Annotated in this window: 16 protein-coding genes and 1 rRNA gene; 1 reads left to right on the top strand and 16 read right to left on the bottom strand. The window is 74.4% G+C overall.

From position 1 onward, the window contains the following. The 9 genes from BM165_RS22520 to BM165_RS22480 form a co-directional block, all read right to left on the bottom strand. Window positions 1–208 (bottom strand): 16S ribosomal RNA (locus BM165_RS22520); the annotation flags it as partial. A gap of 326 nt (window positions 209–534) precedes the next feature. After that, window positions 535–1,329: a 4-hydroxy-tetrahydrodipicolinate reductase gene (gene dapB, locus BM165_RS22515; protein WP_208976839.1), complete on the bottom strand. Its 795-nt coding sequence runs from the start codon at window positions 1,327–1,329 to the stop codon at window positions 535–537. A gap of 48 nt (window positions 1,330–1,377) precedes the next feature. Next, window positions 1,378–1,749 (bottom strand): VanZ family protein, encoded by a 372-nt coding sequence (locus tag BM165_RS22510; RefSeq protein WP_083427625.1) that lies wholly within the window; start codon window positions 1,747–1,749, stop codon window positions 1,378–1,380. Between the two features lie 5 nt (window positions 1,750–1,754). Next, window positions 1,755–3,098, bottom strand: coding sequence for a M16 family metallopeptidase (locus BM165_RS22505; RefSeq protein WP_075015786.1), 1,344 nt, complete (start codon window positions 3,096–3,098; stop codon window positions 1,755–1,757). Window positions 3,099–3,135: 37 nt separating this feature from the next. Beyond that, on the bottom strand, window positions 3,136–5,451 hold the full coding sequence (locus BM165_RS22500; RefSeq protein ID WP_075015774.1) for a polyribonucleotide nucleotidyltransferase: 2,316 nt from the start codon (window positions 5,449–5,451) through the stop codon (window positions 3,136–3,138). 245 nt (window positions 5,452–5,696) lie between these two features. After that, window positions 5,697–5,966 (bottom strand): 30S ribosomal protein S15, encoded by a 270-nt coding sequence (gene rpsO, locus BM165_RS22495; RefSeq protein WP_075015773.1) that lies wholly within the window; start codon window positions 5,964–5,966, stop codon window positions 5,697–5,699. A 126-nt stretch (window positions 5,967–6,092) separates the two neighbouring features. Then, entirely contained in the window at window positions 6,093–7,061 is a 969-nt protein-coding gene (locus BM165_RS22490; protein WP_075015772.1) for a bifunctional riboflavin kinase/FAD synthetase, read from the bottom strand. Between the two features lie 29 nt (window positions 7,062–7,090). Then, window positions 7,091–8,230 carry a branched-chain amino acid aminotransferase gene (locus BM165_RS22485; RefSeq protein ID WP_083427624.1) on the bottom strand — a complete coding sequence of 380 codons (1,140 nt, stop codon included), beginning with the start codon at window positions 8,228–8,230 and terminating at the stop codon, window positions 7,091–7,093. 107 nt (window positions 8,231–8,337) lie between these two features. After that, window positions 8,338–8,661, bottom strand: coding sequence for an antibiotic biosynthesis monooxygenase family protein (locus tag BM165_RS22480; RefSeq protein ID WP_075015771.1), 324 nt, complete (start codon window positions 8,659–8,661; stop codon window positions 8,338–8,340). A gap of 72 nt (window positions 8,662–8,733) precedes the next feature. Between BM165_RS22480 and BM165_RS22475 the strand changes: the two genes are divergently transcribed. Further along, window positions 8,734–9,420, top strand: a complete 687-nt coding sequence (locus tag BM165_RS22475; RefSeq protein WP_075015770.1) for an HAD family hydrolase — start codon at window positions 8,734–8,736, stop codon at window positions 9,418–9,420. Here BM165_RS22475 and truB read toward each other — a convergent pair. From truB to infB, 7 genes are all read right to left on the bottom strand, one after another. Continuing rightward, window positions 9,417–10,337 (bottom strand): tRNA pseudouridine(55) synthase TruB, encoded by a 921-nt coding sequence (gene truB, locus BM165_RS22470; protein ID WP_075015784.1) that lies wholly within the window; start codon window positions 10,335–10,337, stop codon window positions 9,417–9,419. The genes BM165_RS22475 and truB overlap by 4 nt on opposite strands. Beyond that, window positions 10,334–11,650 carry an MATE family efflux transporter gene (locus BM165_RS22465; protein WP_075015769.1) on the bottom strand — a complete coding sequence of 439 codons (1,317 nt, stop codon included), beginning with the start codon at window positions 11,648–11,650 and terminating at the stop codon, window positions 10,334–10,336. Before BM165_RS22465 ends, truB begins: the two co-directional genes overlap by 4 nt. Next, window positions 11,647–12,660, bottom strand: a complete 1,014-nt coding sequence (locus BM165_RS22460) for a DHH family phosphoesterase (RefSeq protein WP_075015768.1) — start codon at window positions 12,658–12,660, stop codon at window positions 11,647–11,649. The genes BM165_RS22465 and BM165_RS22460 overlap by 4 nt, the downstream gene beginning before the upstream one ends. A 4-nt stretch (window positions 12,661–12,664) precedes the next feature. Next, a complete protein-coding gene (locus BM165_RS22455) occupies window positions 12,665–12,910 on the bottom strand; it encodes a hypothetical protein (protein ID WP_075015767.1) in 246 nt (81 codons plus the stop codon). Next, window positions 12,907–13,416, bottom strand: a complete 510-nt coding sequence (gene rbfA, locus BM165_RS22450; RefSeq protein WP_075015766.1) for a 30S ribosome-binding factor RbfA — start codon at window positions 13,414–13,416, stop codon at window positions 12,907–12,909. The genes BM165_RS22455 and rbfA overlap by 4 nt, the downstream gene beginning before the upstream one ends. A gap of 77 nt (window positions 13,417–13,493) precedes the next feature. After that, a complete protein-coding gene (locus BM165_RS22445) occupies window positions 13,494–13,787 on the bottom strand; it encodes a DUF503 domain-containing protein (RefSeq protein ID WP_073421844.1) in 294 nt (97 codons plus the stop codon). A gap of 46 nt (window positions 13,788–13,833) precedes the next feature. Continuing rightward, entirely contained in the window at window positions 13,834–15,666 is a 1,833-nt protein-coding gene (gene infB, locus BM165_RS25890; RefSeq protein ID WP_244274419.1) for a translation initiation factor IF-2, read from the bottom strand. Between the last annotated feature and the right edge of the window lie 917 nt (window positions 15,667–16,583).

Below are 16,583 nucleotides of genomic sequence, written 5' to 3'. Positions count from 1 at the left end.
CCTTTCCACCACCACCCATGCGGGAAGCAGTGAACATCCGGTATTAGCCCCAATTTCTTGGAGTTATCCCAGAGCCGGGGGCAGGTTGCCCACGTGTTACTCACCCGTTCGCCACTCATCACCACCCGAAGATGGATCAGCGTTCGACTTGCATGTGTTAAGCACGCCGCCAGCGTTCGTCCTGAGCCAGGATCAAACTCTCCGTAGATGCTTGAAACCAGCCGAGAACCGAGACCTGACAGATCTCGATCAATCAACCAAAGGAATCCCACCCAGACATCAAGCCCGGGACGGGGATACTACTTGGCACTGACTTTCGGCACGCTGTTGAGTTCTCAAGGAGCGGACGCACACCAACTCGACCCTCACGGGCATCCTCGGCGGCTGCTTGTCCAACTCTACGCCGTCCTCCGGAGCTCTGCACCCGCTGGGTGCTCTCCGTGGCCCTCGCGGGCTCCGTCCGGCGCGAAGAAGACGGTACACGACTCCGGGGGGCGGTGCACACGGGGTCTCGGTCACACCCCGAGGGGCCGGTCAGAGCCCGAGGAAGGACTCCAGGCCGACGGTCAGCCCGGGCCGGCGTCCGACCTCGCGCACGGCCAGCAGCACCCCGGGCATGAACGAGGCTCGGTCGTAGGAGTCGTGCCGGAGCGTCAACGTCTCCCCCGCCGCGCCCATCAGCACCTCCTGGTGGGCGACCAGACCCGTCAGCCGGACGGCGTGCACGGGGATGCCCTCGACGTCGGCGCCGCGGGCTCCGGGGAGGGAGTCGGTCGTGGCGTCCGGCGACGGCGGCAGCCCGGCCGCGCGACGGGCGTCCGCCACCAGCCGGGCGGTGCGCACGGCCGTGCCGGAGGGGGCATCGACCTTGTGGGGGTGGTGCAGCTCGACGATCTCCGTCGACGGGAAGAAGCGCGCGGCCTCCTGGGCGAAGCGCATGAGCAGGATCGCGCCGATGCCGAAGTTGGGGGCGATGACCACCCCGACGTCGGGCTTGGGCTCCAGCCAGTCGGCGACGGTCGCCAGGCGCTGCTCGTCGAAGCCGGTGGTGCCGACGACGCAGTGGATGCCGTGGTCGATGCAGAAGCGGATGTTGTCCATGACGACGTCCGGGCGGGTGAAGTCCACGACCACCTGCGCGCCGGCGTCGGCGACGTTGAACAGCCAGTCGCCCTCGTCGACCATGGCGACCAGCTCGAGGTCCTCGGCCGCGTTCACCGCTCCCACCACCTCGGTGCCCATCCGCCCGCGGGCGCCGAGGACGCCGACCGGGATCCGTGGCGGCTCGCCGGGTGCCAGGGGGTCGGGTGCGGGGGTGCCGGTGGTCACCGGGTCAGTCTCCCGGGCCGCGCAGGCACCGCAACCACGGCCCCGCGGTCACCGGGAGGGGACCCGTCGCTCGAGTCGCGTCCAGAGGAGCAGGCCGAGGAGGGCACCGGCGACGTCGGCGACCCAGTCGAGGACCGACCCCGAGCGCTGCAGGTCCGACAGCGCCTGCACCACCTCGCTCAGCGCGGCGTAGGCGACGAGCAGGACGGCCAGCGGGCGGGCACGGATCCCGGCCCAGCGGCCGGCGAGCGCCAACGCGAGGAACAGGGCCAGGTGCACCAGCTTGTCCACGCCCGGGGGCGCGGACGGCACGTCCGACCCGGGGGCGAAGAGGACGGCCAGCGAGACGAGCACCGTCACGGCCAGGACGCCGCGCGAGAGGGCGCCGTGCACGCGCAGGGCGGGGTGCGGCTCTGCCACCGGTGTCAGAGCCGGTCGAGGTCGGACTCGCGGTAGGGCCCGACGACGGCGAGGCAGGTGTGCCGGCCGAGAAGGTCGGCGGCCACCGCCCGGACCTGGTCCTCGTCGACGGCGGCGATCCGGTCGAGGACCTCGCGCACCGGCACGTACTCGCCGTGCGAGAGCTCGCTCTTGCCCAGCCGGCTCATCCGGGACCCGGTGTCCTCCAGGGCCAGGACCGTCCCCCCGCGCAGCTGCCCGCGACCGCGGGCGACCTCCCCGGGCGTCAGCCCCTCGGCGGCCACCCGCGACAGCTCCTCGCGGACCAGCCGCAGCACCTCCGGCACCCGCTTCTTCGCGCAGCCGGCGTAGACGGAGAAGGTGCCGGTGCCGGCGTAGGAGGTCAGCGCGGAGCCCACGCTGTAGACCAGCCCCCGCTTCTCGCGGATCTCCTGGAACAGCCGCGAGCTCATGCCGCCGCCGACCGCCGTCTCCAGGACCGCCGCGGCGTAGCGCCGCTCGTCGAAGCGGCTGAGACCCAGGCTGCCCAGCAGCAGGTGGGTCTGCTCCGTGCGGCGGGACACCAGCCCGGCCGGGCGCGCCGGCCGCGACGGGGCGAGGTCGGAACCGCGGCGCAGCGGTGCCGGGGTCGCCGCCCCGGACAGCCGGTCGCCGAAGACCGCCGTCACCAGGTCGAGCACCTGCTGGTGGTCCACCCGTCCGGAGGCGGTGACCACCATCGAGGGGAGCGTGTAGCGCGAGCGGTACCAGCCGTCGACGTCGTCGCGGGTGAGGCCCTCGATCGAGTCGACGGTCCCGAGGACCGATCGGCCCAGCGCGGAGTCACCGAACAGCGTCTCGGAGAACAGGTCGTGGACCAGGTCGGAGGGCTCGTCGTCGCGCATGGCGATCTCCTCGAGCACCACCGTCCGCTCCGACTCGAGGTCCTCGGCGGTGTTGAGCGCCTCGGTGACCAGGTCACCGAGCAGCGTGACCGCCAGCGGGAGGTCGCTGGAGAGCACGTTTGCGTAGTAGCAGGTGTGCTCCTTGGCGGTGAAGGCGTTCATCTCACCGCCGACGGCGTCCATCGCCGTCGCGATCTCCAGCGCGCTACGGCTGCGGGTGCCCTTGAACAGCAGGTGCTCGAGGAAGTGCGAGGACCCGGCGACGCGGTCGTCCTCGTCGCGCGAGCCCACGCCCACCCAGATCCCGAGGGTCGCCGAGTGGACCCCCGGCATCGTCTCGGTGAGCACCCGCAGCCCGCCGGGCAGCACGGTCCGCTCGACGCGACCGCCGACCTCGTCGACGTCGAGGACGCGCGTGACGCCGGCCGGGGCCGGGACGGAGGCGAGGTCAGCGGACCCCGTCACCGTCCCGGCCCCGGACGTCGTCGGGTCGGCGACCGTGTCAGGCCTCGGCGGGCGCGTCGGCCGGGGCGTCGGCCGGGGCGTCGGCCGCAGCGGCGTCGCCGGACGGGGCGGCGCCGTCGCCGGCACCGTCCGCGGCCACGGGGACCAGGCTGATCTTGCCGCGGGCGTCGATGTCGGTGATCTCGACCTGCAGCTTGTCGCCGACGTTGACGACGTCCTCGACCTTGCCGATGCGCTTGCCACCACCGAGCTTGCTGATGTGGACGAGGCCGTCCTTGCCCGGCAGCAGCGAGACGAAGGCGCCGAACGGCGTGGTCTTGACGACCGTGCCGAGGAAGCGCTCCCCGACCTTCGGCATCTGCGGGTTGGCGATCGCGTTGATGCGGTCCACCGCGGCCTGCGCCGAGGGGCCGTCGGAGGCGCCGACGTAGATGGTGCCGTCGTCCTCGATGGTGATCTCGGCGCCGGTCTCGTCCTGGATCGAGTTGATCATCTGGCCCTTGGGACCGATGACCGCGCCGATCTTGTCGACCGGGATGCGCACCGTGGTCACGCGCGGGGCGTAGGGGCTCATCTCGTCGGGGCCGTCGATGGCCTCGTTCATGACGTCGAGGATGTGCAGGCGGGCGGCGCGGGCCTGGGTCAGCGCCTGGGCGAGCACGTCGGACGGGATGCCGTCGAGCTTGGTGTCCAGCTGCAGGGCCGTGACGAGGTCCTTGGTGCCGGCGACCTTGAAGTCCATGTCACCGAACGCGTCCTCGGCGCCGAGGATGTCGGTCAGCGCGACGTACTCGGTCTTGCCGTCGACCTCGTCGGAGACCAGGCCCATGGCGATGCCGGCGACCGGGGCCTTGAGCGGCACGCCGGCGTTGAGCAGCGCGAGGGTGGAGGCGCAGACCGAGCCCATCGACGTCGAGCCGTTGGAGCCCAGCGCCTCCGACACCTGCCGGATCGCGTAGGGGAACTCCTCGCGGTCGGGCAGCACCGGGACCAGCGCCCGCTCGGCCAGCGCGCCGTGGCCGATCTCGCGGCGCTTGGGCGAGCCCACGCGGCCGGTCTCACCGGTGGAGTACGGCGGGAAGTTGTAGTTGTGCATGTACCGCTTGCGGTTCACCGGCGAGAGCGTGTCCAGCTGCTGCTCCATGCGCAGCATGTTCAGCGTGGTGATGCCCAGGATCTGGGTCTCGCCGCGCTCGAACAGCGCCGAGCCGTGCACCCGCGGGACGACCTCGACCTCGGCCGACAGGGGCCGGATGTCGGTGACGCCGCGGCCGTCGATGCGGACCTTGTCGCGCAGGATGCGCTGGCGGACGACCTTCTTGGTGACGGCGCGGAAGGCGGCCGACACCTCCTTGTCGCGGCCGGCGAACTGCTCGGCCAGGGAGGACACGACCTCGTCCTTGAGCGCGTCGGTGGCGTCGTTGCGCTCGGTCTTGCCGGCGATCGACTGCACCTGGGTCAGGCGGTCGAGGGCCGCGGACTCCACGGCGGTGTAGACGTCGTCCTGGTAGTCGAGGAAGCGCGGGAACTCCGCGACCGGCTTGGCGGCCTTCGCCGCCAGCGCGGACTGGGCCTCGCACAGCGCCCGGATGAAGGGCTTGGCGGCCTCGAGACCCTGGGCGACGACCTCCTCGGTCGGGGCGGTGGCACCGTCGGCGACCAGCTGGATCGTCTTCTCGGTGGCCTCGGCCTCGACCATCATGATCGCGACGTCGCCGTCGGGCAGGAGCCGGCCGGCCACGACCATGTCGAAGACGGCGTCCTCGAGCTCGGCGTGCGTGGGGAAGCCGATCCACTGGCCGTCGACCAGCGCGACGCGGGTGCCGCCGACCGGGCCGGAGAACGGCAGGCCCGACAGCTGGGTGGACGCCGAGGCGCCGTTGATGGCCAGCACGTCGTAGAGGTGCGCCGGGTCGAGCGACAGCACGGTGATGACGACCTGGACCTCGTTGCGCAGGCCCTTGGCGAAGGTCGGGCGCAGCGGGCGGTCGATCAGGCGGCAGGTGAGGATCGCGTCCTCGCTGGGGCGGCCCTCGCGGCGGAAGAACGAGCCGGGGATGCGCCCGGCGGCGTACATGCGCTCCTCGACGTCGACCGTCAGCGGGAAGAAGTCGAAGTGCTCCTTGGGCTGCCGGCTCGCCGTGGTGGCCGACAGCAGCATGGTGTCGCCCATGGTGACGACGACCGAGCCGGCGGCCTGCCTGGCCAGCCGCCCGGTCTCGAAGGTGATGCTGCGGCTGCCGTGGCTGCCGTTGTCGATGACCGCCGTGGCGGTGGTGACCCCGTCCTCGGGGTCGTACTCGGCAGCCACGCCGTTGGTGGTCTGGCTGCTCGCGGTGGTGGGTGCGGACACGTCGTCCTCTTCCTACGTCGCATGCGGCGACGTCCTCTTCGTGGCGCCCTGCGCCGGACTGCTCCCGGGTGAGCCGGTCTTCGATCGAAGCCCCCGGGGACGTTCCCCCCGCGAGGGGAGGCCATGCCCGGAGGCCACTACCGAGGACCGACCAGCGTCGGGGTGCACGGCCGGGGGCCGTGGTCCCGTGGGGCGGACGCCCCACGAGAGAGGGGACCGTCCCGGTGGGACGGTCCCCTCTGGTGTCAGCGGCGCAGACCGAGCCGCTCGATGAGCGAGCGGTAGCGGTTGATGTCGGTCTTGGCCAGGTAGTTCAGCAGCCGGCGGCGACGGCCGACCAGCAGGAGCAGGCCCCGCCGGCTGTGGTGGTCGTGCTTGTGCTGCTTGAGGTGCTCGGTCAGGTCGCTGATCCGGCGGGTGAGCATCGCGACCTGGACCTCGGGCGAGCCCGTGTCCTTCTCGACCGTCGCGTAGTCGGTCATGATCTGCTGCTTCGTCGCGCTGTCGAGCGCCATGGGCGGGCCTCCCGGCCTGGTCACGTGTGGCCCCCGGTCTGGGTCACGGGGGCAGATCTCACACACGTCGGGCTGGGCCCGACTCCCCGAGGCTACCAGCGGGCCGCGGACGGCCCGGCGCGGTGATCACCCGGCGGGGGGCAGCCCCAGCACGGTGCGGGTGTGCGCGACGTCGTCGGCCATCGCCGCGACGAGGGCGTCGACGCCGGGGAAGGAGGTCATCGGCCGCAGCCGCTGCACGAACTCGACACCGACGTGCTCGCCGTACAGGTCGCCGGAGAAGTCCAGCACGAAGGCCTCGACGGTCCGCCGCGAGCCCTGGAACGTCGGGTTGGTGCCCACCGAGATCGCGGCGGGGGCGCTGCCCAGGGTCGCGCCGGACGGGTCGCGGGTGACCAGGGCGCCGGCGTAGACGCCGTCGGCCGGGATCGCGGTGTACGGCGGGCACTCGACGTTCGCCGTCGGGTAGCCCAGCTCCCGGCCGCGCCGCTCGCCGCGCACGACGACGCCGTCGACGCGGTGGGGACGGCCCAGCGCCCGCGCCGCGCTCTCCATGTCGCCGGCCGCCACGCAGGCGCGGACGTAGGTCGAGGAGATGGTGACCGCGCCGTCGGCGGCCTCGTCGCCGGCCAGCGGGATCCCCTCGACGGCGAAGCCGAACCGGCGGCCCTCCTGGGTCAGCGTGCCGACGTTGCCCGCGGCCTTGTGCCCGTAGGTGAAGTTCTCCCCGACGACGACGGCCGCGGCGTGCAGGTCCTCGACGAGCACGCCGTGGGCGAACTCCTCCGGCGTGAGGCGGCTGAAGGCGGCGGTGAAGGGGATGACGCACATCCCGTCGACGCCGAGCGAGGCGACCAGCTCGGCCTTGCGGTCGAGGGAGGTCAGGATCGCCGGGTGCGAGCCCGGGCGGACGACCTCGGTCGGGTGCGGGTCGAAAGTGACCAGCACGCAGGGCCGGCCGAGCGCGCGGGCGCGGGCGACGGCGGTGCCGATGAGCTTCTGGTGACCGCGGTGGACGCCGTCGTACATGCCGACGGTGACCACCGTCCGGCCCAGGTCGGCCGGGGTGTCGGCGACCCCACGCCAGCGCCGCACGCGCCCCGCTCCCCCGTCCGCCGGGCCGCTCAGGCGACCCGGTGCAGCCAGCCGCGGGTGTCGGGCACCCGGCCGTGCTGGATGTCGAGCAGGGCGCCGCGCAGGCCCATGGTGACCGGCCCGGGGGTGCCGTCGCCGACCGTGAAGTCGCCGGTGCGCGCCTTGACCTCGCCGACCGGGGTGATGACCGCCGCGGTGCCGCAGGCGAAGGTCTCGGTGACCGTGCCGTCGGCCACGCCCGAGCGCCACTCGTCGACGCTGAACCGCCGCTCGGTGACCCGCATCCCGCGCTCGCGCGCCACCTCGATGAGCGAGTCGCGGGTGATGCCGGGCAGCAGCGTGCCGGTGAGCTCGGGGGTGACGAGCTCGGCGCCGTCGCCGGAGCCGAGGACGAAGAACAGGTTCATCCCGCCCATCTCCTCGACGTACCGCTTCTCCACCGCGTCGAGCCACACGACCTGGTCGCAGCCGGCGGCGATCGCCTGCTCCTGGGCCAGCAGGCTCGCGGCGTAGTTGCCGGCGCACTTGACGTCGCCGGTGCCGCCGGGCGCGGCCCGGATGTAGTCCTCGGAGAGGTAGACGCTCACCGGGTGCACGCCGCGCGGGAAGTAGGCCCCGGCCGGGCTGGCGATGACCAGGAAGAGGTACTCGTTGGCCGGCCGCACGCCCAGGAAGGGCTCGGTGGCCAGCTGGTACGGGCGGATGTACAGGGTCTGGTCCGGGCCGGTGGGCACCCAGTCGCGGTCGGCGTCGACGAGGGCGTCGACGGCGGCGACGAACGCCTCCTCGGGCACCGGCGGCATGGCCAGCCGGCGGGCGCCGCGCGCGAAGCGGGCGGCGTTGGCCTCGGGCCGGAAGGTGGCGACGCTGCCGTCGGGCTGGGCGTAGGCCTTGAGCCCCTCGAAGATCGACTGGGCGTAGTGCAGCGCGGCGGTGGCGGGGTCGACCTGCAGCGGCGCGTACTGCGTCAACCGGGCGTCGTGCCAGCCGCGGCCGGCGGTGTAGCGGGCCACGAACATCGTGTCGGTGAAGTGCCGCCCGAAGCCGGGGTCGGCGAGCACCGCCTCGCGCTCGGCGACCGGGCGGCGGGTCACGTCCTCCACGGTCACCGACACGCTCTCGGTGAAGGACCGGGAGGAGGTGCGGGTGTCGGCGAGCGTGTCGGTCATGTCTCCCACCTGCGCGTGCTCGAGGGGGACCGGCGGACGACCGGCCCGCCGCTCACAGTAGCGCCGGGGCCGGCGGCGGCCGGGAGCCGACCGCCGCCGGGGAGTGCTCAGGGCCGGTCGGGCGCCGAGCTCTCGACCACCTCGTAGGACCACAGGTGGTGCGAGTCGCTCGCCGCGGGCGCCAGCTCGTCCCCGCCGCCGCCGTGGGAGCGCGCGAAGTCCTGGCCGCCCTCCCACGAGCGGTAGGCCTCCTCGCTCTCCCACCGCGTGTAGACCAGGTACTGGTCGGTGCCCTCGACGGGCCGCAGCAGCTCGAACCACTCGAAGCCGGGGGTCTTCTCCACGGCTCCGCCGCGGCCGCGGAAGCGCTCCTCGAAGCGCTCCTGGGCGTGCGGCGGCACCACGATCGCGTTGATCTTCACGACGCTCATGGCTGCCCCTTGCCCTGCTCCCCGTCCCGCCTAACCGGGGCGGGGACGCGGCAGCCGGGGAAGGATGACGCCGTGACCCAGGCCAAGCGACCCGGCGTGCTCCTCGACGTCGACGGCACCCTGCTCGACACCAACTACCTGCAGGTCCTCGCCTGGTGGCAGGCCTTCCGCGACACCGGGCACGCCGACGTCCCGATGGCGGCCTGCCACCGCGCCATCGGGATCGCCAGCGAGCAGTTGGTGACGCACCTGCTCGGTGACGACGTCCCCGACGCCGAGGCCGAGCGCGTCTCGGAGGCCAAGACCCGGCGCTACGAGCCCCTGCGCGAGCTGGTGGCGGCCTTCCCGCGGGTGGACGAGCTGCTCGCCGCGTGCCGCGAGCGGGGGCTGGCGGTGGTGCTGGCGACCAGCGGCGAGGACGCCGACCTGGAGTGGATGGTCCCGGCGGTCGGCGGCGAGGACGTCGTCGACGGGTCGACGACGTCGGCCGACGTCGAGTCGGCCAAGCCGGCGCCGGACCTGCTGCAGACCGCCGCCGGGGCCCACGGCCTCGACCCCGCCCGGACGGTCGCGGTGGGCGACACGGTGTGGGACGTGCGGGCCGCCCGGGACGCGGGCTTCCCGAGCATCGCGCTGACGTGCGGCGGGATCTCGCGCGCGGAGCTCCTCGAGGAGGGCGCCGACGAGGTCCACGACGACCCGGCCGACCTGCTCGCCCACCTCGACGACCCGCTGATCGGGCGGATCACCCGGGACTAGCCGGCCGGGAAGCCGACCGCGACGCGGGCCGTGGCACCGGCGTCCTCGACGAGGGCGACCAGCCGGCCGGCCGGGTCGACGGCGGCGCTGAGCCCGGGCCGGCCGGTGGCCGCGATCTGCTGCCCGTACCCGAGGGCGCGCGCCTCGTCCTCCTCGAGGCGGCGCTCGGGGTAGATCGCGGTGGCGGCGTCGGTGAGGGTCAGCGTCCCCCGCCCGCCGCCGGCGGTGAGCGCGGCCGCGGCCTCCTCGACCGGCGCGGCCTGCGCGGTGGTGAACGGGCCCGAGGCGGTGCGGCGCAGGGCGGTGAGGTGCCCGCCCACGCCGAGCGCGGCACCGGCGTCGCGGGCGATGGCGCGGACGTACGTGCCGGCGGTGCAGGCGACGGTGACCTCGACGTCGAGCAGGCCGGGCGCGGACCGGGTGACGCGGTGCACGTCGATGCGGTGGACGGTGACCGACCGCGGCTCGAGCACGACCTCCTCGCCGGCGCGCACGCGGTCGTAGGAGCGGCGGCCGGCGACCTTGACGGCGCTCACCGAGGACGGCACCTGCTGCAGCGGCCCGGTCTGCGCGGCCAGTGCGGCGCGCACGGCGTCGTCGTCGAGGTGGCCGGCGGGGGTGGTGGTGAGGACCTCGCCCTCGCGGTCGTCGGTGACGGTGGTCTGCCCGAGGCGGACGGTGGCGTCGTAGACCTTGTCCGAGCCCCCCAGGTGGCCCAGCAGCCGGGTGGCGGCGCCGACGCCGAGCACGAGCAGGCCGGTGGCCATCGGGTCGAGGGTGCCGGCGTGGCCGACGCGGCGGACCGACAGCACCCGCCGGGCGCGGGCGACGACGTCGTGCGAGGTCATCCCGCCGGGCTTGTCGACCAGGAGGATCGCCGGGGTCACGTCGGCGTCGGCGGCTCGGCGGCGGCTCATGCGCCCACCGTCGCAGGTGCGGTCAGCCACCTCTCCCCCGCCACCCGGGCCACCACGGCGACCAGCCGGAGCGCGATGAACGCCGTCAGCCCGGTCCACACACCGGCCAGGCCCCAGCCGAGCGGGCCCGACAGCAGCGACAGGGGGAGGAACCCGGCCAGGGCCGCGCCGATGGTCACCGTGCGCAGGTAGCCGACGTCGCCGGCCCCCATGAGCACGCCGTCGAGGGCGAACACCACCCCGGCCAGCGGCTGGAACCCGGCGAGGAACCACCACACGAGCTCGGCCTGGGCACGCACCGCGGGGTCGCCGGTGAACATCGGGACGAGCAGGTCGCGCCCGGCCAGCAGCAGCACGGCGACCAGGACGCCGGTGCCCAGGCCCCACAGCGTGACCCGCCGGGCGGTGGCGCGGGCCTCGTCGGGCCGGCCGGCACCGAGGGCGGAGCCGACCAGCGTCTGGGCGGCGATGGCGTAGGCGTCGAGGACCAGCGCGAGGAACAGGAACAGCTGCAGCGCGATCTGGTGCGCCCCGAGCTGGGCCTGCCCGGCCCGCGCCGCCACGCCCGCGGCGACGAGGAAGGCCACCTGCAGCACGGTGGCGCGCAGCAGCAGGTCGCGGCCCAGGACCAGCTGCGCGCGGACGGCGGCCGGGCGGAACCGCCGGTCGGCGTCCTCGCGCAGCAGCGCCCGCACGAACAGCGCCGCCGTGAGGGACTGCCCGGCGAGGTTGGCGACCGCCGACCCGGGCAGGCCGAGCCCGGCCGGGTACACCAGCAGCGGGCACAGCACGAGGCTGAGCAGGCTGCCGGCCAGCACGAAGCGCACCGGCCTGCGCAGGTCCTGCACGCCGCGCAGCCAGCCGTTGCCGGCCAGCGAGACCAGCAGCAGCGGCGCGCCGCAGCCGGCGATGCGCAGCCACTGCTCCCCCGCGGCGGCCACCTCGCCGGGGCCGCCGGCCAGGGCGCGGGTCAGCGGCCCGGCCAGCAGCTGGAACAGCGCGACGACGACGGCCCCCAGCAGCAGCGCCAGCCAGGTCGCCTGCACCCCCTCGGCGACGGCGCCCGCGCGGTCACCGGCCCCGGCTCGGCGGGCGGCGCGGGCGGTGGTGCCGTAGGCGAGGAAGTTGAGCAGCGCGGCGGCCCAGGCCAGCAGCCCGCCGCCGACGGCCAGGCCGCCGAGCGCCACGGTGCCCAGGTTGCCGACGACGGCGGTGTCGACCAGCAGGTACAGCGGCTCGGCCGCCAGCACCACCAGCGCCGGCACCGCCAGCGCGAGGACACCGGGACGGCCGGGTGCACCCGCCGCGGTCACCGCGCGGTGGTCGTGGAGCCGCTCAGCAGACGGCGGACCAGGTCGACGGTGCCGTCACGGTCGGCGTGCGAGGTGAAGCCGGCGGCCATGCGGTGCCCGCCGCCGCCCAGCGCCATCGCGACGCGGGCGACGTCGGTGCCCCCGCGGGAGCGCAGTGACACCGACCACGTCCCGTCGGCCTGCCCCTTGAGCACGCAGGCGACGTCGGCCTCCTCGGTCGCGCGGACGACGTCGACGAGCGCCTCGAGCTGCTCGCCGGGCAGGCCGTGCTCGGCGGCCTCCGCGGTGCTCGACCAGGTCCACACCAGGCCGCGGCCGACGGCCGGCTCGAGGACGGCCCGCCCGGCCACCGCCGACAGCAGCCGCAGCCAGCCGAAGGGCGCGGTGTCGAACAGCCGCCGGCTGATGGCGGCGTGGTCGATGCCGGTGGCGAGCAGCCGGGCGGCGAGCCGGTGGGTATCCGGGCGGGTGCTGCCGAAGCGGAAGGAGCCGGTGTCGGCGGCCAGCCCGGCGTAGAGCAGCGTGGCGAGGTCGGCGTCCAGCCCGATCCCCAGCTCGTCGAGCAGGCCCGCCACCAGGACCACCGTGGCCGGCGCCGCCGGGTCGACCAGCCGGACGTGCCCGAAGCCGGGGTTGCTGGCGTGGTGGTCGACGACGACGGAGGTGCCGGCGTTCTCCAGCAGCCCGGCGAGCTCGCCGAGGCGGTTCGGGGAGGCGACGTCGAGGCTGACGAAGACGTCCGGCGCGGGGTCGACCGCGGTCGACGGCAGCAGCCCCTCGACGCCGGGGAGCCAGCCCAGGGACGCCGGCAGCACCGCGGGACCGGGGAAGGTGGCGCTCACCCGTGCGCCGCGGCGGCGCAGCCCCTCGGCGAGGGCGAGGGTGCTGCCGAGGGCATCGGCGTCGGGCTGCACGTGGCCGGAGAGCACCACGGTGGCCCGGGCGTCGGCGGCGGCCGCCAGGACCGCGGCCGGGGTGCGGGTCGCCGGCGTCGCGGGGGTCGTCGTCATCCCGTCAGGCGCCGGGGCCGGGGTCGGCCACCGGGGAGGCGTTGGTGTCCTCGGTGACCAGCCCGCCGCCGGGTGGCAGCGGCGGACCGCCGTCGTCCGGCTCGTCCTCGGCGATGCTGGGGACCTCGCCGATCTGCCCGGTGCGGCCGCCGTCGGTGGGGTCGCCGGCGTTCGGCTCGGCGCGGCCCCCGAGCTCCGACCGGCCCTGGCCCTCGTCGGGCAGGTACGGATCGGGGTCGTTCTCGCTCACGAGGCACTCCTGGTCTGCGTCGACGTGGTCTGCGTCGACGGGGTGCTCCCGGACTCCTCGGTGGGGTGCTCCTCGTCGGTGTCGTCGGCGTCGGGGTGCCGGTAGGGGTCGGCGTCCCCGGCGTAGGTGGCGTTCTCCCGCAGCCGGGCGAGCTCGGCGTCGGCGTGCCGCACGCGCTCGAGGGCCTCGTCGAGCTCACGGGCGGTGTCGGGGACCATGTCGGCGACGAAGGTCAGCGTCGGCACGAACTTGATGCCGGTCTGCCGGCCGACGGTGGAGCGCAGCACGCCGGTCGCGCTGGCGAGGGCCCGGGCGGAGTCGGCGACCACCGTCTCGTCGCCGTAGACGGTGTAGTAGACCGTGGCCTCGCGCAGGTCGCTGGTGACCCGGGCGTCGGTCACGGTGACCATCCCGAGCCGGGGGTCCTTGATCTGCGACTCGATCGCCGAGGAGACGATCTGGCGGATGCGCACCGCGAGCTTGCGGGCGCGGGCGGGGTCGGCCACGGCGGACCTCCGGGGGTCGGGGGCGCGCCCGGGAGCGCGTCCGGTCGGACGGGGACGTGCGGGAGGAGCTGGCCGGGCTAGTCCGTGTCGGAGAACAGCTGCCGATGCGTCGACAGCAGCGTCACCTCCGGCCGCTCGGCCAGCAACCGCTCGCACGCGTCGAGGACGTCGGTCACCTGACCGGCGTCCCCGGCGACGGTGGCGACCCCGACCTGCACGCGGCGGTGCAGGTCGAGGTCGCCCACCTCGGCGGCAGCGACGGCGAAGCGGCGCCGCAGCTCGGCCACGATCGGCCGGACGACGGCGCGCTTGCCCTTGAGCGAGTGGACGTCGCCCAGCAGCAGGTCCGCGGTCAGCGACCCGGTGAACACCCGGTCTCCTCCCTGGGACCTGCTGCCGGCGACGTCGTGCCCTGCCTTACGCGCGCGGCTTCTCGCGCATCTCGAACGTCTCGATGACGTCCTCGGTCTTGATGTCGTTGAACGACCCGAGCCCGATACCGCACTCGTAGCCGTCGCGGACCTCGGTCACGTCGTCCTTGAAGCGACGCAGCGACTCGACGGTGAGGTTGTCGGCGACGACCACCCCGTCACGGACCAGCCGGGCCTTCGAGTTCCGGGTGATGACCCCGCTGCGGACGATGGAGCCCGCCACGTTGCCGATGCGCGGCACGCGGAAGACCTCGCGGACCTCGGCCGAGCCGAGCGCGACCTCCTCGTACTCCGGCTTGAGCATGCCCTTGAGGGCCGCCTCAATCTCCTCGATCGCCTGGTAGATGACCGAGTAGTACCGGACGTCGACGCCCTCGCGGTTGGCGAGCTCGGTGGCCTGACCCTCGGCCCGGACGTTGAAGCCCAGGACGATGACGTCGTCGGCCAGCGCCAGGTCGATGTCGCTCTTGGTGATGCCACCGACGCCGCGGTGGATGACCCGCAGCGAGATGTCGTCGCTCACCTCGATCTTCATCAGGGCCTCCTCAAGCGCCTCCACGGTGCCCGAGTTGTCGCCCTTGATGATCAGGTTGAGCTGACGGTTCTCCTTGAGCGCCGCGTCGAGGTCCTCGAGGCTGATCCGCTTGCGCATGGAGGCGTTCTGCGCGTTGCGGATGCGGGCCTGCCTGCGGTCGGCGATCTGCCGGGCGACGCGGTCCTCCTCGACGACGAGGAAGGTGTCGCCCGCACGCGGCACCGAGGTGAGGCCGACGACCTGCACCGGGCGGGCGGGCAGGGCCTCCTTCAGCTTGTTGCCGTGCTCGTCGAGCAGCGACCGGACGCGCCCGTAGGCGTCGCCGGCCACGATCGAGTCGCCCTGGCGCAGCGTGCCGCGCTGGACGAGGACGGTGGCGACGGGGCCCCGGCCCTTGTCCAGCTTGCCCTCGATGACCACACCCTGCGGGTCCTGCTCGGCGTTGGCGCGCAGGTCCAGCTCGGCGTCGGCGGTCAGCAGGATCGCCGTGAGCAGCTCGTCGAGACCCTGGCGGGTGGTCGCCGAGACGTCGACGAACATCGTGTCGCCGCCGTACTCCTCGGCCACGAGCCCGTACTCGGTGAGCTGCTGACGGATCTTGGCGGGGTTGGCCCCCTCCTTGTCGATCTTGTTGACCGCGACCACGATCGGCACCTCGGCGGCCTGGGCGTGGTTGAGCGCCTCGACCGTCTGCGGCATGACGCCGTCGTCGGCCGCCACGACCAGCACGACGATGTCGGTGACCTTCGCGCCTCGGGCACGCATCGCGGTGAACGACTCGTGACCCGGGGTGTCGATGAAGGTGATCGGACGCTCGTCGTCCTCCAGCTCGGTGACGACCTGGTAGGCGCCGATGTGCTGGGTGATGCCACCGGCCTCGCGTGCCACCACGTTGCTGTTGCGGATGGCGTCCAGCAGCTTGGTCTTGCCGTGGTCGACGTGACCCATGACGGTGACGACCGGCGGGCGGGCGACCCAGTCCTCCGCGTCACCCTCGTCGCCGAAGGTGAGGTCGAAGGTCTCGAGGAGCTCGCGGTCCTCGTCCTCGGGGCTGACGACCTGGATGTTCCACTCGATCTCCGCGCCGAGCAGCTGCAGCGTCTCGTCGTTGACCGACTGCGTCGCGGTGACCATCTCGCCCAGGTGGAACAGCGCGGTGACCAGCGCGGCCGGCTGGGCGCCGATCTTCTCGGCGAGGTCGGTCAGCGAGGCACCGCGGGGCAGCCGGACGACCTGTCCGTGGCCACGCGGCAGGCTGACGCCGCCCATGCTGGGCGCCGCCATGGAGTCGAACTCCTGACGCCGCTGCTTCTTGCTCTTGCGCCCGCGGACCGGACCACGGCCGCCGGGACGCCCGAAGGCACCCGCCGTGCCCGCACCCGAGCCGCCACGACCACGGCCGCGGCCACCACCGCCGGCGCCACCGCTGCGGAAACCACCCGCGGGAGCACCGCCACCGCCGCCACCGGGGGCACCGCCACCGGGACGGAAGCCGCCGCCACCGCCGGGACCACCCGGACGACCGCGGCCGCCGGGACCACCGGGACCGCCGCCGGGACGACCGGCACCGGCCGGACGCGGCGGCATCATGCCCGGGGAGGGCCGCTGCGGCATCATGCCCGGGTTCGGCCGGGGACCGCCCGGGCCCGCCGCGGGACGGGGGCCACCGGGACGGGGACCGCCGGCACCGGGGGCCGGACGGGGACCGCCGGCACCGGGACCCGGACGCGGGCCACCGGCAGCCGGACCCGGGCGCGGGCCGCCCGCAGCCGGACCCGGACGCGGGCCACCGGCAGCCGGACCCGGACGCGGGGCGCTGCTGAAGGGGTTGTTGCCCGGCCGGGGGGCCGGACGGGGACCGGGCCGCGGACCGGCACCGGGAGCGCCGGGAGCGCCGCCGCCGGGACGGGACGCGCCGGGAGCCGCCGGGCGCGGGGCACCCGGACGGGCGGCCGGACCGGGGACCGGACCGGCACCGGGACGCGGTGCCGAGCTGCCGGGACGCGGGGCGCCCGGAGCCGCCGGACGCGGACCCTGGGACGCGGCCGGCTGCTGGGCGGCCGGCTGCTGGGCGGCCGGCTGCTGCACCGGGGCACTGGCCGCGGGGGCACTGGCCGCCGGAGCACTGGCCGCCGGAGCACTGGCCGCCGGAGCACTGGCCGCCGGAGCACTGGCCGCCGGAGCACTCGCGGCCGGCGCCT

The sequence above is a fragment of the Geodermatophilus obscurus genome (assembly GCF_900115395.1).
GTDB lineage: Bacteria > Actinomycetota > Actinomycetes > Mycobacteriales > Geodermatophilaceae > Geodermatophilus > Geodermatophilus obscurus_B.
Note: the sequence above shows the minus strand (reverse complement) of the source record. Positions and strands in the feature narration are given on the sequence as shown.